The organism is Nonomuraea sp. N2-4H, from assembly GCF_045291505.1.
GTDB lineage: Bacteria > Actinomycetota > Actinomycetes > Streptosporangiales > Streptosporangiaceae > Nonomuraea > Nonomuraea fastidiosa.
On record NZ_CP147987.1, the window covers coordinates 5,597,182 to 5,620,277 of the forward strand.

A 23,096-nucleotide genomic window follows, 5' to 3' on the forward strand; every position below is an offset into this window, starting at 1 on the left:
ATGTGTCCACCTACGGACCTCCTGGGGGGTTTGTTGCCTTCCTCTGCGCCCCGAATTGCCCCCTCGCCTGGTACTGCTGCGGCTCGGCTCTTAGCCCAGCAGCCCGGCCGCCCTGGCCCAGCGGTACTTCGCACCGAGGACCGCCACGGGCTTCTCCGTCGTGTACGGGTACGCGACCACGCCGCGCTCGAACAGGTACTCGCTGGCCTCCTCAACCTCGGTGTCGCCGGCCAGTGACGCCACGACCGGCTTGATGTTGCCCTTCGCCCGCTCCTCGGCCACCACGCGGGCGATCAGCTCGGCGAAGACCATCGGCGGCGTCACGATCGTGTGCCAGTAGCCCAGGACCAGCGCGTGGATGCGCTCGTCGGACAGGCCGAGCCGCACCGTGTTCTCGTAGGTCGAGGGCGGTTCGCCGCCGGTGATGTCGATGGGGTTGCCCGCCGCTCCGAACGGCGGGATGTAGGCGCGGAACGCCGCGTCCAGGTCGTCGGGGATGTCCATGAGGGTCAGCCCGGCGTCCACGATGGCGTCGGACAGCAGCACGCCGGAGCCGCCCGCGCCGGTGATGATGACGACGTTCTCGCCCTTGGGCGCCGGCAGGATCGGCAGCGCGCGGGCGTACTCCAGCATGTCGTTCAGCCCGGGCGCGCGTACCACGCCGGCCTGGCGCAGGATGTCGTCGTAGACCTTGTCGTCGCCGGCCAGCGCGCCGGTGTGCGAGCCCGCGGCCCGCGCGCCCATGGCGGTGCGCCCGGCCTTGAGCACGATGATCGGCTTCTGCTTGACCACGCGGCGGGCGGCCTCGACGAAGCCGCGCCCGTCCTTGAGGTCCTCCAGGTGCATGGCCACGGCCTGGGTGTTGTCGTCCTGCTCGAAGAAGGTGAGCAGGTCGTCCTCGTCCACGTCGGCCTTGTTGCCGACGCCGACGATCGCCGACACGCCCATCTTGGTGGTGCGGCTGAAGCCCAGGATGGCCATGCCGATCCCGCCGCTCTGCGAGGTCAGCGCCACGCTGCCGCGCACGTCGTACGGCGTGCAGAAGGTCGCGCAGAGGTTCTCCGGCGTGTAGTAGTAGCCGTAGATGTTGGGGCCGAGCATGCGCACGCCGTGCCTGCGGGCGATCTCGACGATCTCCTTCTGGCCCTCCACGTTGCCGGTCTCGGCGAACCCCGACGGGATCATCACCGCGCCGGCGACGCCCTTCTGGCCGGCCTCCTCCAGCGCGGCGGCCACGAACTTGGCGGGAATGGCGAAGACGGCCACGTCCACGTCGCCCGGCACGTCGCCGATGCTCTTGTACGCCGTGAGCCCCATGATCTCGTCGGCCTTGGGGTTGATCGGATAGATCCGCCCCTGGTAGCCGCCGTTGATGAGGTTGCGCATGACCGAGTTGCCGATCTTGCCGGTCTCGGCGGAGGCGCCGATGACGGCGACCGAGCGCGGCTTGAAGATGCGGTTCATCTGCCGCAGGATCTCCTCGCGCGGCAGGCGCTCGGCCTCGGGCGCCGGCTGCCCGATGAGGATGCGCACGTCGGCGGCCACGGCGCCGTTCGCGTCGGCGAAGACCGGGTTGAGGTCCACCTCGACGATCTCGGGGATGTCGGTGACCAGCCGGCCGACCCGCTCGATCAGCTCGGCCAGCGCCCGGCGGTCGGCGGGCTCGGCCCCGCGCGCGCCCTTGAGCACGTCGGCCGCTCTGAGGTCGTCCAGCATCTTCAGCGCATCATCGCCCGAGACCGGGGCGAGCCGGAAGGTCACGTCCTTGAGCACCTCGACGAGCACGCCGCCCAGGCCGAAGGCCACGACCTTGCCGAAGGTGGGGTCGGTGACGGCGCCGACGATGACCTCGTGTCCGCCGCCCACGAGCTGCTGCACCTGGACGCCGTCGATCCTCGCGTCCGGGTTGTAGGCGCGGGCGCTCGCGAGGATCTTCTCGTAGCCCTCGCGCACCTCGTCGGCGCTCTTCAGGCCGACCAGCACGCCGCCGGCGTCCGTCTTGTGCAGGATGTCGGGGGAGACGATCTTCAGTACGACCGGGAACCCGATCTCCCCGGCCAGCCGGGCGGCCTCGTCGGCCGAGGTGGCCAGGCCCTCGCCGGGGGTGGCGATGCCGTACGCCTGGCACAGCTTCCTGCCCTCCGGCGCCGTCAGGGCCGTACGCCCTTCGGCCAGCGCCTTGTCGATGACGTCCCTGGCAGGCACTAGATGACTCCGTTCGTCTTGAGTTCGGCCAGCTCTTCGGGGCTCACGCCGAGCTCGCCGTAGATCTCCTGGTTGTGCTCGCCGAGCAGCGGCGGGGTGCGGACCTCGACCGGCGAGTCGGAGAGCTGCAGCGGGCTGCCCACGGTGACGAACTCGCCGCGCTCGGGGTGATCGACGGTGACGACGATGCCCTCCTCGCGCAGGCTCTGGTCCTCCACCAGCTCCTTGGTGGACAGGATCGGGCCGCACGGGATGTTCTCGGCGTTGAGCCGGTCGAGCACCGTCCACTTGTCGTGGCGGATCGTCCACTCCTCGATGAGCTGGAACATCTTGTCCAGCTTGGGCAGCCGGGCCTCCGGCGTCGCCCACTCGGGGTCGTCGGCCAGCTCGGGACGGCCGATGATGTGCGCGATCGGCTTCCAGCCGACCGGCTGGACGATGACGTAGATGTAGTCGTTCGGGCCGCCGGGCGCGCAGCGCACCGCCCAGCCGGGCTGGCCGCCGCCGCTGGCGTTGCCCGAGCGCGGCACCTCGTCGCCGAACGTCTTGTTCGGGTACTCGCGCAGTGGCCCGTGCGCCAGGCGCTGCTGGTCGCGCAGCTTCACCCGGCACAGGTTCAGCACGGCGTGCTGCATGGCCACCTGCACCCGCTGGCCGCGACCGGTCTGGTTGCGCTGGTAGAGGGCGGCGAGGATGCCGGCGACCGCGTGGATGCCGGTGCCCGAGTCGCCGATCTGGGCGCCGGTGGCCAGCGGCGGGCCGTCCTCGAAACCGGTCGTGCTCATCGAGCCGCCCATCGCCTGCGCGATCACCTCGTACGCCTTGAACTTGGCGTAACGGCCGGGGCCGAAGCCCTTGATCGAGGCGTAGATGAGGCGCGGGTTCAGCTCCTGGAGGCGCTCCCAGGGGAAGCCCATGCGGTCCACCGCCCCGGGGCCGAAGTTCTCCACCAGGATGTCGGCGCGCTTCACCAGCTCGGTGAAGATCTCCTTGCCACGCTCGGTCTTCATGTTGAGCGTGATGCTGCGCTTGTTGCAGTTCAGCATCGTGAAGTAGAGGCTGTCGACGCCGGGTACGTCGCGAAGCTGCTGCCGGGTGATGTCGCCGGTCGGGGCCTCCAGCTTGATCACGTCGGCGCCCAGCCACGCGAGCATCTGGGTGGCCGACGGGCCCGACTGGACATGGGTCATGTCAAGGACGCGGACACCTTCGAGAGCCGTCATCTGCACCGTTTCCCTACTTGTACATGGTCTGGTTCATGGTTCCGGGGGCGTAGACCTCTGGGTCGACCCAGACGTTGATGAGCGAGGGCTTGCCGGACTCGCGGGCCCGCTCCAGCGCCGGCCGGATCTCGGCGGGGTCGCGGACCTCCTCGCCGTAGCCGCCGAGCAGCTTGGCGAACTCGCCGTAGCGGACGTCGCCCAGCGTGTTGCCGACGCGGGCGCGGTCCTGGCCGTACTTGGCGGCCTGGCCGTACCTGATCTGGTTCATCGAGGAGTTGTTGCCGATGACGCCGATGAACGGCAGGTCGAAGCGGACCATGGTCTCGAAGTCCCAGCCGGTGAGGCTGAAGGCGCCGTCGCCGAAGAGGCACAGCACCTCCTTGTCGCGGCGGGCCTGCTTGGCCGCCATCGCGAAGGCCATGCCGACGCCGAGCGTGCCCAGCGGGCCCGGGTCCATCCAGTGGCCGGGCGACTTGGGCTGGACGACCTGGCCGGAGAAGGTGACGATGTCGCCGCCGTCGCCGATGTAGATCGTGTCCTCGGTGAGGAACTCGTTGATCTCGTGGACCAGGCGGTAGGGGTCGATGGGCCTGGCGCCGGAGAGCTGGCGGGGCAGCCGCTTCTCGTACGCCTGGGTCTCGACGGTGCGCAGCTCGTCCATCCACTCCTTGCGGCGGGCGGCGCTGTTGTCGATGCGGCCGCTCGCGGCCTGCGCGACGGCCGACAGGATGAGGCCGGCGTCGCCGACGATGCCGAGGTCGATGTCGCGGTTCTTGCCGACGGTGCGGTAGTCGAGGTCGATCTGCACGACCTTGGCCGCCGGCGACAGGCGCTTGCCGTAGCCCATGCGGAAGTCGAACGGGGTGCCGACGATGATGATGAGGTCGGCCTCGGTGAAGGCGTAGCGGCGGCTGAGCTGGAAGTGGTGCGGGTCGCCGGGCGGCAGCGTGCCGCGGCCCGAGCCGTTCATGTACGCCGGGATGTTCAGCGTCCTGACGAAGTCGATGGCCGCGTCGGTGGCCCGGCACGTCCAGATCTGGCTGCCGAGCAGGATGCACGGCTTCTCGGCGTGCGCGATCATGTCGGCCAGCCGCTCGATGGCCTCGGGGTCGCCCTGCTGGCGGGTGGAGGCGCGGTAGTGGCCGGGCTTGGGGATGCGCGCCTTCTCCAGCGGCACCTTCGCGTCGAGCACGTCGCGCGGGATCTCCAGGAACGACGGCCCCGGAGCGCCGTGGTAGCACTCGCGGAAGGCCATGGAGACCATGTCGGCCACCCGCTCGGTGCCGGGGACCGTCGCCGCGAACTTGGTGATCGGGCTCATCATGTCCACGTGCGGGAGGTCCTGCAGTGAGCCCATCTTGTGCTGGCTCAGCGCTCCCTGGCCGCCGATGAGCAGCATCGGGCTCTCCGCGCGGAAGGCGTTGGCCACGCCGGTCACCGCGTCGGTGGTGCCCGGCCCGGCGGTCACGACCGCGCAGCCGGGCTTGCCGGTGATGCGCGCGTAGCCGTCGGCTGCGTGTGCGGCCACCTGCTCGTGTCGTACGTCGATGACCTCGATGCCCTCATCGACACAGCCGTCGTAGATATCGATGATGTGGCCGCCGCAGAGCGTGTAGATCACGTCCACGCCCTCGGCCTTGAGCGCCTTGGCTACGAGATGACCACCGGAGATCGTTTCCGACATCGTGCAACCCTTTCCTGGCGACGAGCCTCGCTGTCTTCCGCATACTGCATACCGTATGAACGCAATGGTTACTCTCTCCGGAAGGGCGTGTCTAGGCCCCTAGGGCAACTCGATCAGCTCGACCTGTTCGCCGGACCACCCCGGCGGCACCACGGCCAGCGCGTCCGCCAGCGCCGCGCCCCACAGCGAACCCGGCCGGTCATGCCCCACCGGGACCGCGCCCCGCCCCGACCGCCTGACCGGCACCAGCCGGGTGTCGCGCGGGTGCGGGCGCACCTCGCCGGACAGCGCGCTCGTCTGCGCAGGCGCGGGCGAGCAGGTCAGCTCGCGCAGGATCGGGACGAGCAGCGTCATGGCGGCGGCCAGGGCCGCGAACGGGTTGCCGGGCAGGCCCACCACGAGCCGGCCGTCGGCCAGCCTGGCCAGGAGCTGCGGGTGCCCGGGGCGTACGGCGACGCCGTCCACGAGCACGTCCGCGCCCAGCTCCGCCAGCACCGCGCGCAGGTGGTCGGCAGGCCCCTTCGACGACGCCCCGCACACGACCACCACGTCCGGCCCGCCTGGGGACTCGCCGCCTTGGGAGCCCCCGCCCGGCGTCCCGGCCCCCGGCTCCGCCCATCCGCCCGGCGCACCGGCGAGCGCGGCGCGCAGCGGGGCCGGGCCGTCGGGCAGGCGGACCGTCCCGGTGACCCGGCCGCCCGCCCACTCGACGAGACCCGGCAGGAACGGCCCGATCGCGTCGCGCACCCGGCCGGGCGCGGGCAGCCCGGCGTCCACCACTTCGTCGCCCGTGACCAGCACCGCGACACCCGGGCGGGGGCGCACCTCCAGCACGTCGTGGCCGAGCGCGGCGGCCAGCCCGAGCGTCACCGGCGTCACCACCGTCCCGGCGGCCAGCACGACGGCGCCTTCGGAGATGTCCTCGCCCCTGCGCCTGATGTGCTTGCCCGGCACGACGGGCCCGCCGATCACTCCGCTCCGGGACAGGTCCGCGTGCTCGTACGGCATCACCGCCTCCGCGCCGGCCGGCACCGGCGCGCCGGTGGCGACCTCGACGGCCTCCCCCGCCCGCAGCTCGCCCGCGTACGGCGCTCCTCCGGCCAGCACCCGCCCCACCACGCGCCAGGGTCCGGCGCCCGCGACCGCGTACCCGTCCATCGCCGAGACGTCCGCGCCCGGCACCGCGACCAGCGCGCGCAACGGCACCGCCAGCCGGCAGCCGAGGGCCTCTCCAAGAGGCACCGCCGAGGGCTTCGAAGGGCATGCCGCACTCGCCGCGAGGGCCCGTGCCGCGGGCCATGTCATCGCTTCCACCACTGATCCATGCCACAAAACGGTCACAGGCACACTCCTTGACCCTCGTTTTTCCATACTGTATACCGAATGCACGGTGGGGAGTGTCCAGCGATCCCGCCGCAAGCACGGGGCCCCCGTACTTACGGCCGGGTCGCCTTTTAGCGACTGCCGCTGCCACGGGGCTCCGTGCTTACAATCCGACGCGAGAACGGAGCGCAGCATGAAGGTCGCTGTTCTTGGCGCCGGCGCCATCGGCGCATACGTGGGGGCCGCCCTCCACAGGGCGGGAGTCGAGGTGCACCTCATCGCCCGAGGCGCCCACCTCGAGGCGATACGCCGCGCCGGTGTGCGGGTGCTCTCCCCCAGAGGCGACTTCACCGCCCATCCCCATGCCACCGGCGACCCCGCGGAGGTCGGCCCGGTGGACCACGTCTTCCTCGGGCTCAAGGCCAACGGCTACGCCTCGGCCGGCCCCATGATCCGCCCGCTCCTGCACGAGACGACCAGCATCATCGCCGCGCAGAACGGCATCCCGTGGTGGTACTTCCACGGGCTCAAGGGCCCGTACGAGGGCTACCGCATCGAGAGCGTCGACCCGGGCGGCGCGGTGTCGGCCGCGCTGCCCCTGGAGCGCGCCATCGGCTGCGTGGTCTACGCCGCGACGGAGATCGCCGAACCGGGCGTGATCCGCCATCTCGAAGGCACCCGTTTCTCCATCGGCGAGCCGGACGGCCGGCTGTCGGAGCGGTGCCTGTCCTTCAGCCGGGCCGCCGTCGCGGGCGGGCTGAAGTGCCCGGTGGAGCGCGACCTGCGCAAGGACGTATGGATCAAGCTGATGGGGAACATCGCCTTCAACCCCATCAGCGCGCTGGCCCGGGCGACGATGGCCGGGATCTGCCGCCATGACGGCGCGAGAGAGCTGGTCGTGGCCATGATGCGGGAGACCGTGGAGGTGGCCCGGCGGGTGGGCTGCGATCCGGGGATCTCGATCGAGCGCCGCCTGCGCGGGGCGGAGAAGGCGGGCGAGCACAAGACGTCCACCCTCCAGGACCTGGAGAAGGGCAAGCCGCTGGAACTCGACGTGCTGCTGGCCGCGGTGGTCGAGCTGGCCGATCTGACAGGAGCGGAGGTGCCGACCCTGAGGGCGATCCACGCGGTGAGCGACCTGTTGAACGAGAACCTTGTCCGTGCGGAGTAGCCCGGAATACCGTAGATTGTATACAGAATGGAGGGATCATGGGATATGACCGCCTGACCCATCCACTGGTACGCGAAAACGGCGTGCTGCGCAAGGCGTCGTGGGAGGAGGCGCTGGAGGCGGCAGCCGAGGGCTTCCGCCGCAACATAGAACGTCACGGCCCCGACAGCTTCGCGATGCTGTCCTGCGCCCGCTCCACCAACGAGATGAACTACATCGGGCAGAAGTTCACCCGCGTGGTCGTCGGGACCAACAACGTGGACTCCTGCAACCGCACCTGCCACGCCCCGAGCGTGGCCGGCCTGTCGGCGGTGTTCGGCAGCGGCGGCGGCACCTCCTCCTACCAGGAGGTCGAGGACACCGACGTGATCGTGATGTGGGGTTCGGCGGCCCGCAACGCCCACCCCATCTTCTTCCAGCACGTGCTCAAGGGCATCCGCAAGGGCGCCAGGATGTTCGCCGTCGACCCGCGCCGCACCGGCACCGCCCAGTGGGCCGACCTCTGGCTCGGGCTCAACGTCGGCACCGACATCCCCCTCGCGCACGCCATCGCCCGCGAGATCATCCACGCGGGTCTGCACAACAAGGCGTTCATCGAACGGGCCACCGTCGGCTTCGAGGAGTTCGCCGCGTCCGTCGAGCCCTGGACGCTGTCAGCGGCCGAGCAGGTCACCGGCGTGCCCGCCGGCGCCATCCGCGAGCTGGCCCACGCCTACGCCCGCGCCGACCGCGCCCAGCTGTGCTGGACGCTCGGCATCACCGAGCACCACAACGCGACCGACAACGTCCGCGCACTGATCAACCTGGCCCTGCTCACCGGCCACGTCGGCCGCTACGGCTCCGGCCTGTCCCCCCTGCGCGGCCAGAACAACGTGCAGGGCGGCGGCGACATGGGCGCCATCCCCAACCGCCTGCCCGGCTTCCAGGACATCCTCGACCCCGCCGTACGCGAGCGCTTCGAGGCCGCCTGGGGCCGCCCCGTCCAGCCCCGCTACGGCTACCACCTCACCCAGATGCTGGAGGCCATGGGCGAGGGCAAGGTCACCACCTGCTACATGATCGGCGAGAACCCGGTTCAGTCCGAGGCCGACTCGCTCGCCTGCATCAAGCGCCTGTCCATGCTCGATCACCTGGTCGTCCAGGACATCTTCCTCACCAAGACCGCCCAGATGGCCGACGTCGTGCTGCCCGCCAGCGCCGCCTGGTGCGAAGCCGAGGGCACGTTCACCAACAGCGAGCGCCGCGTCCAGCGGGTGCGCAAGGCGCTCGACCCGCCGGGCGAGGCCCGCGACGACATCTGGATCGTCTGCGAGATCGCCCGCAGGCTCGGCCACGACTGGCACTACGACAGCGCCGAAGAGGTCTGGAACGAGCTGCGCTCCCTGTCGCCCATCCACCGCGGCATGACGTACCAGCGGCTGGAAGAGCACCAGGGCATCCAGTGGCCGTGCCCGTCGGAGGACTCCCTGGAGCCGCCCTACCTGCACGGCAGGCTGTGGGAGACCGACCCGGCCAAGCGGGGCGACCCCGCGCCGTTCGCGGTACTGCGCCACTCGCCGCCGGTCGACCTGGTGGACGAGGAGTACCCGCTGCGGCTGACCACCGGGCGGCGGCTCGACTCGTACAACACCGGCGTGCAGTCCTCCGGCTTCCCCTCGCCGCTGCGCCGCGGCGAGACCATCGAGCTGTGCCCCGAGGACGCCGAGAAGCTCGGCGTCGTCCAGGGCGAGGAGGTGCGGATCACCTCGCGGCGCGCCTCCGTGGTCGCCCCCGTGCACATCGACCCCGGGCTGAGGCCGGGGCTGGTGTTCATGACGTTCCACTTCCCCGACGAGGTGGACACCAACTCCCTGACCATCGAGGCCACCGACCCGATCGCGGGCACGGCGGAGTTCAAGGCGGCCGCGGTCAGGGTCGAGAAGCTCGTCAAGGCCGGGTGAGCAGATGGACCTGAGATTCCGCGACGCCAAGCCCACCGACGAAGAGCGCGCGGCGGTCGACGACCTGCTCGGACCGCCGCCCACCGCGTGGACCGGCGGCACCCGTACCGAGACCGACCTGCGGGTCGCCGTCCGGCCCGAGGACGCCCGCGACATGCTGCTGCCCGCCCTGCACGCGGTCAACGACCGCGTCGGGTGGATCAGCGAGGGCGCGCTCGACTACATCTGCCGGCGCCTGACCATCCCGCCGTCCGAGGCGTACGGGGTGGCCACCTTCTACTCGCTGTTCTCCGTCAAGGAGCGGCCCAAGCGGGTGCTGCACGTCTGCACCGACCTGGCCTGCCAGGCCAGGGGCGCGCAGGCCGTACGCGACCGGGTGCAAGAGCGCTTCGGCCCGCCCGGCACGGACTGGCACGAGAGCCCCTGCCTCGGCCTGTGCGAGCGGGCCCCCGCCGCGCTCGCCCTGGAGGCCGGCGTGCCGCACCGGGCCGAGGTGTACGCCCCCGCCACCCCCGGCACGATCACCACCATCACCGGCACCACCATCACCGGCACCACGGTCACCGGCACCACGCCCGGCTCCAACGGCCACGCGCCCGCCGTCCACGTCGCCGGCGAGACCCCCGTCGAGAAGGCCGTGCCGCAGGCCGGCGACCCGGACCTCGTGCTGCTGCGCAGGATCGGGCAGGTCGATCCGGCCAGCCTCGACGACTACCGGGCGGCCGGCGGCTACACCGCGCTGCGCCGCGCCTTCGAGCTCGGCCCCACCGGGGTGATCCGCGAGGTGCTGGAGTCCGGCCTGGTCGGCAGGGGTGGCGCGGCCTTCCCCACGGGGCGCAAGTGGGAGGCCACCGCCCGCCAGCCCGACCACCCCCACTACCTGGTGTGCAACGCCGACGAGAGCGAGCCCGGCACGTTCAAGGACCGGGTCGTGATGGAGGGCGACCCGTACGCGCTCATCGAGGCGATGACGATCGCCGCGTACGCCACCGGCTGCACCAGGGGCTACCTCTACATCAGGGGCGAGTACCCGAGGGCGACCGCGCGGCTGCAGCACGCCATCGCCACCGCGCGCTCGCGCGGGCTGCTCGGCGACGACATCCTCGGCAAGGGGCTGTCGTTCGACATCGAGCTGCGCAGGGGCGCGGGCGCGTACATCTGCGGCGAGGAGACCGCGATCTTCAACTCCATCGAGGGGCGGCGCGGCGAGCCCCGCAGCAAGCCGCCCTTCCCCGTGGAGAAGGGCCTGTTCGGCAAGCCCACCGTGGTCAACAACGTCGAGACGCTGGTCAACGTGCTGCCGATCCTGGAGCGCGGCGCGCAGGCGTACGCGGCGGCCGAGCCCAAGCTCTTCTGCGTCTCCGGCGCGGTCGAGCGGCCCGGCGTGTACGAGCTGACCTTCGGCGCCACCCTGCGCGAGCTGCTCGACATGGCCGGCACCACCGGCACCATCAGGGCCGTGCTGCTCGGCGGGGCCGCCGGGGCGTTCGTCACCGACCTCGACATCCCGCTCACCTTCGAAGGCACCAGGAACGCGGGCGCCACCCTCGGCTCCGGCGTGGTGCTCGTCATCGACGACAGCGTCGATCTCAAGGCGCTGCTGCTGCGCATCGCTGCGTTCTTCCGCCACGAGTCCTGCGGGCAGTGCGTGCCCTGCCGGGTCGGCACCGTACGGCAGGAGGAGGCCCTGCGGCGCCTCGCCCGCCGCGTCGATCCGAACCGGCCGCGCGGCGACGACGACCCCGACCTGGTGCTGCTGCGCGAGGTCGGGCAGACCATGCGCGACGCCTCCATCTGCGGCCTCGGGCAGACCGCCTGGAACGCCGTCGAATCGGCCATCGACCGTCTGGGAGTGTTCACATGATCCCGCTCCAGCCGCCCCGCCGGCTCATCGACGTCGAGATCGACGGTGAGACCGTACGCGTGCCGGAGGGCTCCACGATCCTCGACGCCTGCCAGGCGGCGGGCAAGGACGTCCCCACCCTCTGCTACGGCGACACCCTCACCCCGAAGAACGCCTGCCGGGTCTGCGTCGTGGAGGTGGAGGGCGCGCGCACGCTCGCGCCCGCCTGCTCCAGGAAGGCCGAGCCCGGCATGAAGGTCGGCACCGACACCGAGCGCGCCCGGCAGAGCCGCAAGGTCGTGCTGGAACTGCTCGGCTCCTCCGTCGACCTGTCCACCACGCCGCGCGCCGCCGAATGGACCGAGCAGTACGGCGCCGACCCCGCCAGGTTCGGCGACGACGCCGCCACCGTCGAGCAGCCCGCGAAGATCGACAACGACCTGTACGTCCGCGACTACAGCAAATGCATCCTCTGCTACAAGTGCGTGGACGCCTGCGGCGACCAGTGGCAGAACTCCTTCGCCATCTCCGTCGCGGGGCGCGGCTTCGAGGCCGAGATCTCCACCGAGTTCGACGCCCCGCTCACCGACTCGGCCTGCGTCTACTGCGGCAACTGCGTCGAGGTCTGCCCCACCGGGGCGCTGTCGTTCAAGACCGAGTACGACATGCGCGCGGAAGGCACCTGGGACGAATCCCGCCAGACCCAGACCACCACCATCTGCAGCTACTGCGGCGTCGGCTGCAACCTCACCCTGCACGTCCAGGACAACAAGATCGTCAAGGTGACGTCGCCGCACGACAACCCCGTCACGAAGGGCAACCTCTGCGTCAAGGGCCGCTTCGGGTACGGCTATGTCTAGGGTCACCGTCAAACGGCGCATCCTGCGGGTGAAGGACGCCGCCCGGGTACGCAAGGTCGACGCGCTGGCCGCCGAAGAGCCGCTGGAGATCCGGCTGAACGGCACCCCGCTCACCGTCACCATGCGCACGCCCGGCGACGACTTCGACCTGGCGGCCGGCTTCCTCGTCAGCGAGGGAGCCGTCGCCTCGCCTGACGACATCTCCACCATCCGCTACTGCGCCGGGGCCACCGTCGACGGGCAGAACACCTACAACGTCCTCGACGTGCGGCTCGCCCCCGGCGTACCCGAACCCGAGCCGCGCAACTTCTACACCACCTCCTCGTGCGGCGTCTGCGGAAAGGCGTCGCTCGAGGCCGTACGCACAGTGGCACGCTGGAACGCGGGCGATGACCCGGTCGAGCTGGCGCAGACGACTGTCGCGAGCCTGCCGGACCGGCTCCGCGCCGCCCAGCGGGTCTTCGACAGGACCGGGGGCCTGCACGCGGCCGGCCTGTTCACGGCCGACGGCGAGCCGCTGTGCGTACGCGAAGACGTCGGCCGGCACAACGCCGTCGACAAACTGCTCGGCTGGGCGCTGCGCGAAGGACGGCTGCCGCTGCGCGGCACCGTGCTCATGGTGTCCGGGCGGGCGTCGTTCGAGCTGGTGCAGAAAGCCGTCATGGGCGGGGTGCCGGTGCTCGCCGCGGTCTCGGCGCCCTCCTCGCTCGCCGTCGAGCTGGCCGCCGACGAGGGACTGACGCTCATCGGGTTCCTGCGCGGGAACTCGATGAACGTCTACACGGGTGAACACCGGCTGAGCGCCCGTGAAAGCGTCACCTCGGGCGCCGGCAACGGCTCTGCCGGCGCACTCCCACCGGGGTGATGAAACGGGATGCCGCACGACCCGCCGGGCCCCCAGCGGAGTCGTGCGGCAGCCCTGTTTGATTTGCCGCACTCCGTGCGGCGGCTCGCTCGCTCTTGACGCCACCGTCCTCCCCCGCTCTGGTCGCTACGCTCCCGCCGCTCCTCCAGACGACGGCGGCTCCCTCGCGGGTCTGATTTGCCGCACTCCGTGCGGCGGCTCGCTCGCTCTTGACGCCACCGTCCTCCCCCGCTCTGGTCGCTACGCTCCCGCCGCTCCTCCAGACGACGGCGGCTCCCTCGCGGGTCTGATTTGCCGCACTCCGTGCGGCGGCTCGCTCGCTCTTGACGCCACCGTCCTCCCCCGCTCTGGTCGCTACGCTCCCGCCGCTCCTCCGGACGGCGGCGGCTCCCTCGCGGGTCTGATCGCCGCACTCCCCTCGCCCCTGGCCATCCCCTCGCCCATGGACCGCACACCGGGCAGCGGGCAGGTGCGCCGACCGCGCCAACCGACGTCGCGGCCTCGCCCTCGCGCACCCCGCCCCAACCCCCGAACCCCGGCACCAGGGGAATGAGGGCGGGGTTGGGGTGGTTGACGTCGCTGGTCACCGAGCGCCCCGACTCAGGAGACTTTGACAATCATTTTCATTTTGGCAATACTGACTCCCATGATGTCAGGATTTTCCCGGTCGTGGGCTGTCGGCCTGCTGGCCGCGTCCGCGCTGCTCACCACCACTGCCTGCGGTTCCGGCACCGCCGAGACCGGCTCCGGGAGCGGCAAGACCGAAGTGGTCGCCGCCTTCTATCCGCTGCAGTGGCTGAGCGAGCAGGTGGGAGGGTCCGACGCGCAGGTGAGCGTGCTGACCGCGCCCGGCGTCGAGCCGCACGACCTCGAGCTGGGCATCCCCCAGGTCACCCAGATCAAGAACGCCGCGCTCACCGTCTACGTCAAGGGCATCCAGCCGGCCGTGGACGACGCGGTGGACCCCGAGACGAGCTTCGACGCCGCCACCGCCGTCTCCACGATCCCCGCGGGTGAGCACTCCGAGGAGGACGGCCACTCGGAGGAGGAGCACGAGCACGAGGTCGCGTACGACCCGCACATCTGGCTCGACCCGGCCCGCCTGGCCACGGTCGCCACCAAGCTCGGCGAGCGCCTGGCCACGGCCGACCCCGCGCACGCCCAGGGCTATAAGGACCGGGCCGCCAAGACCGCCGCCGCACTGAACGCCCTCGACCAGGAGTTCGCCAAGGGCCTCGCCACGTGCACGACCAAGACGCTGGTGACCGCGCACGAGGCGTTCGGCTACCTCGCCGACCGCTACCACCTCAAGCAGGTCGGCATCACGCTCGACCCGGAGACCGAGCCCTCTCCCACCCGGCTGTCGGAGGTCGGCAAGCTGGCCAAGGCCGAGGGCGTCACCACGATCTTCACCGAGTCCCTGGTCAGCCCGAAGGTGGCCGAAGTGCTGGCCGACGAGGTCGGCGCGAAGACGGCGGTGCTCGACCCGCTGGAGAGCAAGCCCTCGGGCGACTACGTCTCGGCCATGCGCGATAACCTCAAAACCCTACAAACAGCACTGGGGTGTACGTCATGAGCGAAACGGCCTTCGCGATGACCGACGGCCGGGTCTCCTACGATGGCAAGCCCGTCCTTCGCGGGATCGACCTGACCGTCCGTCCCGGGGAGGTCGTGGCCCTGCTGGGCGCCAACGGCTCGGGCAAGTCGACGCTGGTCCGCGCGCTGCTCGGCCTGACGCCGCTGACCGGCGGCACGACGCTGATGTACGGCACCCCGCCGGCCAGGTTCCGTGACTGGTGGCGCATCGGCTACGTGCCGCAGCGCCTCCAGGTGGGCGGGGGCGTGCCCGCGACCGTACGCGAGGTGGTCGCCTCGGGCCGCATCGCCAGGCAGCGCCGGCTGCGCAGGACCAGCGCGGCCGACAAGGAGGCCGTGGCGAGCGCCCTGGAGTCGGTGCGCCTGACCGACCGGGCGGGCGACCCCGTCCAGTCGCTGTCGGGCGGGCAGCAGCAGCGGGTGCTCATCGCCCGCGCGCTGGCCGGGGAGCCCGACACGTACGTGATGGACGAGCCCACCGCAGGCGTGGACGCCGAGACGCAGCAGCTGCTCGCCGACACCCTGGCCGGGCTGGTACGCGACGGCAAGACGGTCGTCCTGGTGGCCCACGAGCTGGGCCCGCTCGAGCCGATCATCACGCGCGGCGTGGTGATCCGCGACGGCCGGGTCGCCCACGACGGCCCGCCGCCGCGCCCCGAGGGCGACTGCGCGCGCCCCGGACACGAGCACCAGCACCCGCACGCCGCCGAACCCGCGGGCGGCCCGCTGACCGGGTGGCAAGGGGAACCAAGGTGATCTTCGAACTTCTGCAGGAGCGGCTCTTCCAGCTCGCGCTCATCGCGGCGCTGGTGGTGGGGCTGTGCGCGCCCGCCGTGGGCACGTTCATCGTGCAGCGCCGGCTGGCGCTGCTCGGCGACGGCGTCGGCCACATCGCGCTGACCGGCGTCGCGCTGGGCTTCCTGACCGGCAGCGCGCCCGTGCTCACCGCCGTCATCGTGTCGATCGCCGGGGCCGTCGCCATCGAGCTGGTCAGGGCGCGCGGCCGCACCAGCGGCGACGTGGCGCTCGCGCTGATGTTCTACGGCGGCATCGCGGGCGGCGTCATGCTCATGGCCATCGCGCCCGGCGGCAGCAACGCCAAGCTCAACTCCTACCTGTTCGGCGCCATCGCGAGCGTCACCGTGGAGGACATCTGGGTCGTAGGCGCGCTCGCCGCCGCCGTGCTGGCGGTCGTGGCGATCTTCGGCAGGGAGCTGTTCGTGCTCTGCCAGGACGAGGAGATGGCCAAGGCGAGCGGCCTGCCCGTGCGGTTCCTCAGCATGCTCATCGCCGTCACCGCCGCGCTCACCGTGGTCATCGCCATGCGCGTGGTCGGGCTGCTGCTCGTCAGCGCCCTCATGGTGATCCCCGTGGCGACCAGCCAGCAGCTCACCCGCGGATTCCGCAGCACGATGGGGCTGGCCATGCTGTTCGGGGTGCTCGCCTCCGTGGGCGGCCTGCTCGCCTCCACCTACTCGGCGAAGGTGCCGCCGGGGGCCGCGATCGTGCTTCTTGCGCTCGCCGGCTTCGTCCTGGCGCTCGGGGTCGGTAAATTCGTACGTCGAGGGCGTACCCAGGAGTCGACAGTGAGCGAGCGGCCAAAGCTGCGCATCGAGGAGGTCGCATGACGACGAGACGCGATGCCGTGCATGACACCCTGCGCAAGAGCGAGGGGTTCCGCAGCGCGCAGGACGTCTATGCCGAGATGCGCCTGCACGGCGCCAAGATCGGGCTGACCACCGTCTACCGTGCGCTCCAGGCTCTGGCCGACGGCGGCAAGGTCGACGTGCTGCGCAACGACGACGGCGAGTCCGTCTACCGCGCCTGCGCCACCGACACCCACCACCACCATCTGGTGTGCCGCCGCTGCGGCCACACGGTCGAGGTGGCCGGTCCCGCCGTCGAGCGGTGGGCCGAGATGGTGGGCAGCGAGCACGGCTTCACCGAGGTCACGCACACGGTCGAGGTCTTCGGCACCTGCTCGACCTGCTCGGCGGAGGTCAAGACGGGCTGACCGGCGCCCCGCCGGTCCCGGCCTCCTCCACGTGCTCCTGCGTCCCTTCACGCGTCTCCTGGGGCGGGCCGCCGCGGGAGCCGTACAGGACTCCTAGAACGATCACCGCGCATCCGGCGAGCTGTAGCGCCGACGGGCGCTCGCCCAGCGCGAGCGCGCCGATCGCCATCGTCGTCATGGGCTGGACGAGCAGCAGCAGCGCGGTCAGCGCGGCCGGCTGGCGCGGCAGCGAGTACGTGATCAGCGACCAGCCCAGCACCTGCGGCCCCAGCGCGAGCAGCAGCAGCCACCCGTGCCCCGGCCAGGTGGGCACCGGATCGGCGCCGCCGAACACCGGGCTGAGCACCGCGATGCCGATCGTGGCCACCACGGTCGCGTGCGCCAGCGGCCCGGCCGCCCGCTCGGGCCCGGCGCTCTTCATCAGCAGCAGGAAGACGGCGTACGACACCGACGTCGCAAGCCCCGCGAGCACGCCCATGAGCGGGTCGCTGCCGTAGGCGGCGCTGTCGAGCACCCCGGAGATGAGCACCACCCCGGCGAAGACGACCGGCGTGCCGACCATGAGCCGGGTGGACGGCCGCTCGCCGAAGAACCCCCACGCCGCGAACGCCACGAGGAACACCTGAAGGTTCCCCAGCACGGTCGCCAGGCCCGCGCCCACGTAATCGATCGCGTGGTGCCAGAACAGCAGGTCGAACGCGAACGCCACGCCCGCCGCCCAGGCCGCGGGCAGCGCCCTGCGCGGCAGCGGCCCCAGCCTGCGCCGTTCACGCCAGGCGAGGAGCAGCATGGGAGGTACGGCGTACGCACAACGGAATAACGCCGAGGTGGCGGGCGAGACCTCAGAAAGCCGGACCAAGGGGGCCGAGGTGGAGATGATGAGCGCTCCGGCGATCGCGATCAGCACGATACGGCGATGTGCGCTCACCGAAACCCCCGCAGTCCCGTATAGGAGATACGCTGCGACCACGCTAGAACCCGGCGCGGACAGGAGTCAACATGCCGTTTGGCCATGACATGCTGCATGCATTGGCCACCGTTGTCGAGCTGGTCAACACCTCGCCCGCCACCGGCGGCGAGGAAGGACTGGCCGACTTGAGCGACCTGCAAAAGCTCGTGGAGGCGCGCGAGATCAGCGGCATAGACCGGATCACCCACAAGGACCTCAGCCAGGTCCGCTCGCTGCGCGAGGTGTTCCACCGCGTCTTCACCGCCCCCGACCAGCCCACGGCCGTGCAGACGCTCAACGCGTTGCTCTCCGAGACCCGCATCACGCCGCGCCTGACCGAGCACGACGGCCACCCCCTGCACGTCCACTATCACGCCGTCGACGCCGGCCTGGCCGAGCACCTGGCCGCCGACTGCGGCGTCGCGCTGGCGCACCTGCTCGTCGAGGGCGAGGCCGAACGCCTGCGCACCTGCGCCGCCCCCGACTGCGACCGCGTCTTCGTGGACGAGTCGCGCAATCGCTCACGCGTCTACTGCGACAGCCGCACCTGCGGCAACCGGATGCACGTGGCCGCCTACCGCGCCCGCCGCCGCGCCTGAGCCCCGCTCGACCATGCGCACGACGTCGCCGTTGCGATTTTCGCAACGGCTGCATAGGCTGCTCGCATGGCCGGGGAAACCGCAGCACGCGTCCGCCAGCTGATCGAGCAGAGCGGCCTCACTCAGGCCGAGTTCGCGGCGAAGGCGGGACTGGACGCTCCGAAGATGTCCAAGTCGCTGTCGGGCGTTCGCAGATTCACCTCGCTCGACCTCGCGAGGATCGCCGACCTGTGCGGCGTGTCGGTCGACTGGCTGCTCGGCATGTCCGAGCCCACCCCCGCCACCTCGGCCCGCGCCGCGACAGACCGGCCCACATCGGCCGACGCAGCCGTCAAGGAGGCTGAGCGCCTGGCGCAGCTCCGTGCCGACCTCGCCTTCCTCGGATACCGGCAGGAAATCCCGCGGTTCGAGACGGGCGGCTTGTCGCGGCCGTCTGTACGCCAGGGCCGTGATCTCGCCACCCAGGCCACGGCGCTTGCCGCGGCCAAAGGCTACGAGCTGTGGCGATGCCAGGATCTCGCCGGCGCGGTCGAGGCCGCCTTCGGCGTTGACGTCCGCGTTCACCGGCTGGCCCCTGGCTTCGACGGGCTGTCCTGGTCCGACGCCAACACCGCGCTCATGGTGGTGGCCACGTCTGAGGTGCCGGCCCGGCAGCGCTTCACCATCGCCCACGAGCTCGGCCATCTCCTCGCGGGCGACGATCAAGGGCTCCATCTCGACGTCGACATCCACGCCGCCGACCACCGGCGCGAACCCTCCGAGAGACGGGCGAACGCCTTCGCCGCCGAGCTGCTCCTGCCGGCCGAGATGCTGCACGACAGGGTCCGGCGGACGAGCAGGTCGGTGGACGAGCTCGCCCGGCTGGCCTGCGAGCTGTGGGTCTCGCCCAGCACCCTCGCGTGGCAGCTGTTCAACCTCCAGCTCATCGACAAGAGCCAATGTGACTCGTTGCGGGCGCTGACCGCCTGGGACGCGGCGTGGAAGGCCGGCGCTGTCGAGGCCCTCGGCGAGTGGATCCAGCTCGCCTCGCGGCCACGGCTGCCGGGGCCACTCGTCCGCACGACGTTCCAGGCCTACGCCGAGGGCAAGGCGACGCTGCGTCCCTTCGCCAACCTGATCGGCTCCGACACCGACACGTTGCGGCAGGCCATCACCGGCATGGCAGAGGGCTCCCCACTCCAGCCATGACCTGGTACTGGTTCCCCGACAACACGGTGCTGTGCAACTTCGCCTCGGTGGACGGCCTGCCGCTCCTCCAGCGCATCCTCCGCGGCCGCGGCCGCTGGACGGAGGCGATCGCCTACGAGGCAGAGCGCTCCGCCCGCTTCTACCCCGCTCTGGAAAAGCTGCCGGCCGAAGGCTGGCTCGGCGCTCCCATCGAGATCGACGATCCCCAGGAGGCCGACCAGGTGGAGCGCATCCGGCGCGCCGTATTCGGCGGCTCTGGCAGCGAACCGCTGAAGCATCTCGGGGAAGCCCAGACGTGCCACGTCATCCGCAACTGGAAGGAGTACGCCGGCTCCTGCTGGATCACCGACGACCGCGACGCTCTCGACTACGCCCGGCGCGTCGGGATCACCGCGCGGGACACGGCCGACCTGATCAGCGAGGGGATCAGCGACGGCTGCTGCACCCGGAGCGACGGCTATGAGCTTCTCTGCCTCATGCGAGCCCGGGGAAGGAAGCTTCGCGTGCCGCCGCACCAGGCGCATCTGTGAGCGACGGGAGGGCGGCAAGACGCCGCCCCCGCAGGCGGGTCTCAGACCGGGTTGGGCACGGCGCCGCCGTAGCGGCGGTCGCGCTTGGCGAAGATCTCGCAGGCCTCCCACAGGTCGCGCCGGTCGAAGTCGGGCCAGAGCCGGTCGAGGAAGACCATCTCGGCGTACGCCGACTGCCAGAGCAGGAAGTTGGAGATGCGCTGCTCGCCCGACGAGCGCAGGAAGAGGTCGACCGGCGGGATCTCGGGCTCGTCGAGGTAGCGGGCGAAGACCTTCTCGTTGACCCGCTGCGGCTTGACCCGGCCGGCGGCGATGTCCTGGGCGAGCTTGAGCGCGGCGTCGACGATCTCGGCCTGCCCGCCGTAATTGACACAGAATTGCAATGTGAGCTGGGAGTTGTCCTTCGTCATCTCCTCGGCGGTCTGCAGCTCGGAGATGACGCTCTTCCACAGCCGCCCGGGGCGACCGGCCCACCGCACGCGTACGCCCATGGCGTGCAGCTCGTCGCGCCGCCGCCTGATGACGTCGCGGTTGAAGCCCATGAGGAAGCGGACCTCGTCGGGCGAGCGCTTCCAGTTCTCGGTGGAGAAGGCGTACGCGCTCAGGTAAGGGATGCCCAGCTCAAGGGCGCCTTCGATGACGTCGAAGAGCGAGGATTCGCCCGCCTTGTGGCCCTCGGTGCGGGGCAGGCCGCGGGCCTTGGCCCAGCGGCCGTTGCCGTCCATGACGATGGCGACGTGCTGGGGCACCAGCTCTCGCGGGATGGGCGGCGGCGTCGCCCCCGACGGGTGCGGGGACGGTGGTCGTACGTTCACGCAGGCTCCCTTTCGACGTGTCGGAGAGAGCGTATTCCGTGTTCGAGGTGCCATTGCAGATATGCGGCGACCAGGCCGCTGCACTCGCTGCGATGGCGCGGCTCCGATGCGTCGGCGGTGGCCCAGTCGCCGCGCAGCAGCGCCGACATGAGGCCGATCGTCTCGCTCGCGGGCACCGCCGCGCCGGCCGGCTTGCACGCCCCGCACACCACGCCACCTGCGACGATGGCGAACGCCCTGATCGCCGGCGCCTGGCATTTGGCACACGCGTCGAGCGCGGGCGCGTCAGCCGGCCACGGCCAGGGAGCGCAGGAAGTAGGCGTCGAGCACCAGCCGGGCCTCGTGCCCGCGGTCGGCGAGGGTGCGCAGCCCGCCCACGAGCAGCAGGAACTGCCGCAGCGCCGGCTCCTTCTCCCCGTGCGTCAGCCGGTCGGCGGTCTCCAGCATCGCGCTGCCGGCGGTGTAGCGGGGATAGTCGGCGGCCAGCGCCTCTCCGTAAGGTCTGATCGTCTCGGCCTGGGTGACGACGTCGAGCGTGCGGCCGGTGTGAAGCTGCAGGTCGACGTGCGTGAACGGCTCCAGCCGCGCTCCGAAGCGTGAGGTCGTGCGACGGACCCCCTTGGCCACCGCGCGGATCTTGCCGGTGCGCTTGGCCAGGATGGTGACGATGCGGTCGGCCTCACCGAGCTTCTGAGTGCGCAGAACCACGCCTTCGTCACGGTAGAGACTCACTCGCACATCTTACGGCCGACCTGTATACCGACGGACGAGACGTTACGGTCATGCTCTGGTGACGCGACTTTGCGTCACTCTCACTAGACTTTGACGCCTGTCCCCGCATTACCCGTTGTTCAACCCCCCGCTACCGCCTCGAAAGGGAGTCATGACCCGCGTGGTCCTGCTGGGCGCATCGCCCGGCCCCGACATCTCTCCGACCGGCCTGAGGCTGGCCGCGCTGCCCGGTAATCCGACCGTCTCCGAGCGCCTGCACGGCCAGCTCACATCGATGGACCCGCGTTACGCGAAGGTCCCAACGGGCGATGTGGCCGCCGCTCTGCGCGCCGTGGCCGACGTCGCCGAGTCAGCAACGGAGAGCCTTTTCATCATCCCGGAGAACTCGGTCGTCCACGACGAGCTGATCTACCAGATCACCAAGTCCAAGCGCGGTGCGCTGGCGCTCGTCGCGAAAGAGCCGCGCATCAGGGTGACGGAGGACAACGGCCAGGACGTCGGGCTCGAGGTGCCCGAGTCCGAGCACGAGGAAGAAGGCCCTGGAGACCGCATCCCCATCGACGAGGCGGAGCCGGAGATCGGCTACAACCGCCTCGAGGGGCTCCCGGTGCGCGTGCGCATCGGCAAGTCGCGCATCGTCTCGGTCGGCACCGCGAACCATGCCGTGACCAGGCCCAACGGCGTGGTGCTCGGCCCGCTGCACATCAGCGCCCGCAACGCGCCGGTGCTCGCGCAGACCTGCCGCGAGCTGGCCGCCATGGCCGACCGGTTCGGTGACGACGACGACCTGGTGCAGCTCATCGTCTTCGGCCTCGTGCGCAACGGCGTGTCGGTCGGCATCCGCGGCCGCCGCGACCTGTTCTACCGCCGGATCACCACCCAGGAGGAGGCCAACGAGGCCGCCGCCGAGATGGCCGGCATGGACGAAGACCGCTCCAGGCTGAAGAACGCGGTCAAGGGCGCCGACGGCTTCTTCACCACGTTCTTCGTCTCCACCTACTCCCGCTACATCGCCCGCTGGGCGGCCCGGCGCGGCCTGACCCCCAACCAGGTCACGCTGATCTCCATCTCGCTCGGCGTGGCGGCCGCCGCCTGTTTCGCGACCGGCGACCGGCCGTGGATGGTGGCGGGCGGCGTGCTGATCTACTTCGCCTTCGTCTTCGACTGCGTCGACGGCCAGCTCGCCCGGTACGCCCGCAAGTTCGGCGTGCTGGGTGCGTGGCTCGACGCCACGTTCGACCGGTTCAAAGAGTACGTGGTGTTCGCCGGCCTGGCCATCGGCTACGTGGTCTCGGGCCACGGCGAGGAGATCTGGGTGCTGGCCCTCGCGGCGATCGCCCTGCAGTCCGTACGCCACCTGCTCGACTTCTCCTTCGGCGCCGCCCGCCGCCGCAAGCCGAAGGCCCCGCTTCCCTCGATCCCCCTCGACGCCCCCGACGACCGCGAGCTGCGGCAGGCGCTCAGCCTCCGCAGGGAGGAGCGGAAGCAGGGTGTCCGGGGCGTGCTCAAGATGTGGACCAAGGCCTGGCAAGTACCGAGTCATCCACTGGGCGCGTAAG

Annotated in this window: 19 protein-coding genes and 1 pseudogene; 13 read left to right on the top strand and 7 right to left on the bottom strand. The window is 71.0% G+C overall.

Annotation, left to right across the window (positions count from 1 at the left end):
• Window positions 1-90 precede the first annotated feature (90 nt).
• The 4 genes from WBK31_RS25590 to WBK31_RS25605 form a co-directional block, all read right to left on the bottom strand.
• On the bottom strand, window positions 91-2,205 hold the full coding sequence (locus WBK31_RS25590; protein WP_406673296.1) for an acetate--CoA ligase family protein: 2,115 nt from the start codon (window positions 2,203-2,205) through the stop codon (window positions 91-93).
• Window positions 2,205-3,428, bottom strand: a complete 1,224-nt coding sequence (gene frc, locus WBK31_RS25595) for a formyl-CoA transferase (protein ID WP_378787153.1) — start codon at window positions 3,426-3,428, stop codon at window positions 2,205-2,207. The genes WBK31_RS25590 and frc overlap by 1 nt, the downstream gene beginning before the upstream one ends.
• A 13-nt stretch (window positions 3,429-3,441) precedes the next feature.
• Window positions 3,442-5,112: a thiamine pyrophosphate-binding protein gene (locus WBK31_RS25600; RefSeq protein WP_406673297.1), complete on the bottom strand. Its 1,671-nt coding sequence runs from the start codon at window positions 5,110-5,112 to the stop codon at window positions 3,442-3,444.
• A 99-nt stretch (window positions 5,113-5,211) separates the two neighbouring features.
• Window positions 5,212-6,417 carry a molybdopterin molybdotransferase MoeA gene (locus WBK31_RS25605; protein ID WP_406673298.1) on the bottom strand — a complete coding sequence of 402 codons (1,206 nt, stop codon included), beginning with the start codon at window positions 6,415-6,417 and terminating at the stop codon, window positions 5,212-5,214.
• Window positions 6,418-6,628: 211 nt separating this feature from the next.
• Here WBK31_RS25605 and WBK31_RS25610 point away from each other — a divergent pair, with 211 nt between their 5' ends.
• From WBK31_RS25610 to WBK31_RS25650, 9 genes are all read left to right on the top strand, one after another.
• On the top strand, window positions 6,629-7,606 hold the full coding sequence (locus WBK31_RS25610; RefSeq protein WP_406673299.1) for a 2-dehydropantoate 2-reductase: 978 nt from the start codon (window positions 6,629-6,631) through the stop codon (window positions 7,604-7,606).
• 38 nt (window positions 7,607-7,644) lie between these two features.
• On the top strand, window positions 7,645-9,546 hold the full coding sequence (locus WBK31_RS25615) for a molybdopterin oxidoreductase family protein (protein ID WP_406673300.1): 1,902 nt from the start codon (window positions 7,645-7,647) through the stop codon (window positions 9,544-9,546).
• A gap of 4 nt (window positions 9,547-9,550) precedes the next feature.
• The gene (locus tag WBK31_RS25620; RefSeq protein ID WP_364056834.1) at window positions 9,551-11,410 is read left to right on the top strand and encodes an NAD(P)H-dependent oxidoreductase subunit E; all 1,860 of its coding nucleotides are present in this window, start codon (window positions 9,551-9,553) and stop codon (window positions 11,408-11,410) included.
• Window positions 11,407-12,249, top strand: a complete 843-nt coding sequence (locus WBK31_RS25625) for a 2Fe-2S iron-sulfur cluster-binding protein (protein WP_364056837.1) — start codon at window positions 11,407-11,409, stop codon at window positions 12,247-12,249. Before WBK31_RS25620 ends, WBK31_RS25625 begins: the two co-directional genes overlap by 4 nt.
• The gene (gene fdhD, locus WBK31_RS25630; RefSeq protein ID WP_364056840.1) at window positions 12,242-13,114 is read left to right on the top strand and encodes a formate dehydrogenase accessory sulfurtransferase FdhD; all 873 of its coding nucleotides are present in this window, start codon (window positions 12,242-12,244) and stop codon (window positions 13,112-13,114) included. The genes WBK31_RS25625 and fdhD overlap by 8 nt, the downstream gene beginning before the upstream one ends.
• Before the next feature lie 646 nt (window positions 13,115-13,760).
• Complete coding sequence (locus WBK31_RS25635) at window positions 13,761-14,690, top strand: metal ABC transporter substrate-binding protein (protein WP_364056843.1); 930 nt, start codon at window positions 13,761-13,763, stop codon at window positions 14,688-14,690.
• A complete protein-coding gene (locus WBK31_RS25640) occupies window positions 14,687-15,466 on the top strand; it encodes a metal ABC transporter ATP-binding protein (protein ID WP_378787147.1) in 780 nt (259 codons plus the stop codon). The genes WBK31_RS25635 and WBK31_RS25640 overlap by 4 nt, the downstream gene beginning before the upstream one ends.
• Entirely contained in the window at window positions 15,466-16,338 is an 873-nt protein-coding gene (locus WBK31_RS25645) for a metal ABC transporter permease (RefSeq protein ID WP_406675529.1), read from the top strand. The genes WBK31_RS25640 and WBK31_RS25645 overlap by 1 nt, the downstream gene beginning before the upstream one ends.
• On the top strand, window positions 16,335-16,724 hold the full coding sequence (locus WBK31_RS25650; protein ID WP_364056849.1) for a transcriptional repressor: 390 nt from the start codon (window positions 16,335-16,337) through the stop codon (window positions 16,722-16,724). The genes WBK31_RS25645 and WBK31_RS25650 overlap by 4 nt, the downstream gene beginning before the upstream one ends.
• On the opposite strand, the gene WBK31_RS25655 is transcribed toward WBK31_RS25650, so the two are convergent.
• Entirely contained in the window at window positions 16,711-17,631 is a 921-nt protein-coding gene (locus WBK31_RS25655) for a DMT family transporter (protein WP_406673301.1), read from the bottom strand. The two genes, WBK31_RS25650 and WBK31_RS25655, sit on opposite strands and share 14 nt — an antisense overlap.
• 122 nt (window positions 17,632-17,753) lie before the next feature.
• On the opposite strand from WBK31_RS25655, the gene WBK31_RS25660 reads away from it, so the two are divergent.
• The 3 genes from WBK31_RS25660 (at window position 17,754) to WBK31_RS25670 (ending at window position 19,990) form a co-directional block, all read left to right on the top strand.
• Entirely contained in the window at window positions 17,754-18,272 is a 519-nt protein-coding gene (locus tag WBK31_RS25660; protein WP_364056855.1) for a CGNR zinc finger domain-containing protein, read from the top strand.
• Between the two features lie 66 nt (window positions 18,273-18,338).
• Complete coding sequence (locus WBK31_RS25665; protein ID WP_406673302.1) at window positions 18,339-19,460, top strand: helix-turn-helix domain-containing protein; 1,122 nt, start codon at window positions 18,339-18,341, stop codon at window positions 19,458-19,460.
• Complete coding sequence (locus WBK31_RS25670) at window positions 19,457-19,990, top strand: hypothetical protein (RefSeq protein WP_364056861.1); 534 nt, start codon at window positions 19,457-19,459, stop codon at window positions 19,988-19,990. Before WBK31_RS25665 ends, WBK31_RS25670 begins: the two co-directional genes overlap by 4 nt.
• 41 nt (window positions 19,991-20,031) lie before the next feature.
• Here WBK31_RS25670 and WBK31_RS25675 read toward each other — a convergent pair whose 3' ends face one another.
• Both WBK31_RS25675 and recO read right to left on the bottom strand, forming a co-directional pair.
• Window positions 20,032-20,805, bottom strand: coding sequence for an isoprenyl transferase (locus WBK31_RS25675; RefSeq protein ID WP_378787145.1), 774 nt, complete (start codon window positions 20,803-20,805; stop codon window positions 20,032-20,034).
• Window positions 20,802-21,537: pseudogene (recO, locus tag WBK31_RS25680) on the bottom strand (DNA repair protein RecO). The gene WBK31_RS25675 and the pseudogene recO overlap by 4 nt, the downstream one beginning before the upstream one ends.
• Before the next feature lie 151 nt (window positions 21,538-21,688).
• Here recO and WBK31_RS25685 point away from each other — a divergent pair.
• Complete coding sequence (locus WBK31_RS25685; RefSeq protein ID WP_406673303.1) at window positions 21,689-23,095, top strand: CDP-alcohol phosphatidyltransferase family protein; 1,407 nt, start codon at window positions 21,689-21,691, stop codon at window positions 23,093-23,095.
• The last annotated feature ends 1 nt before the right edge of the window (window position 23,096 follow it).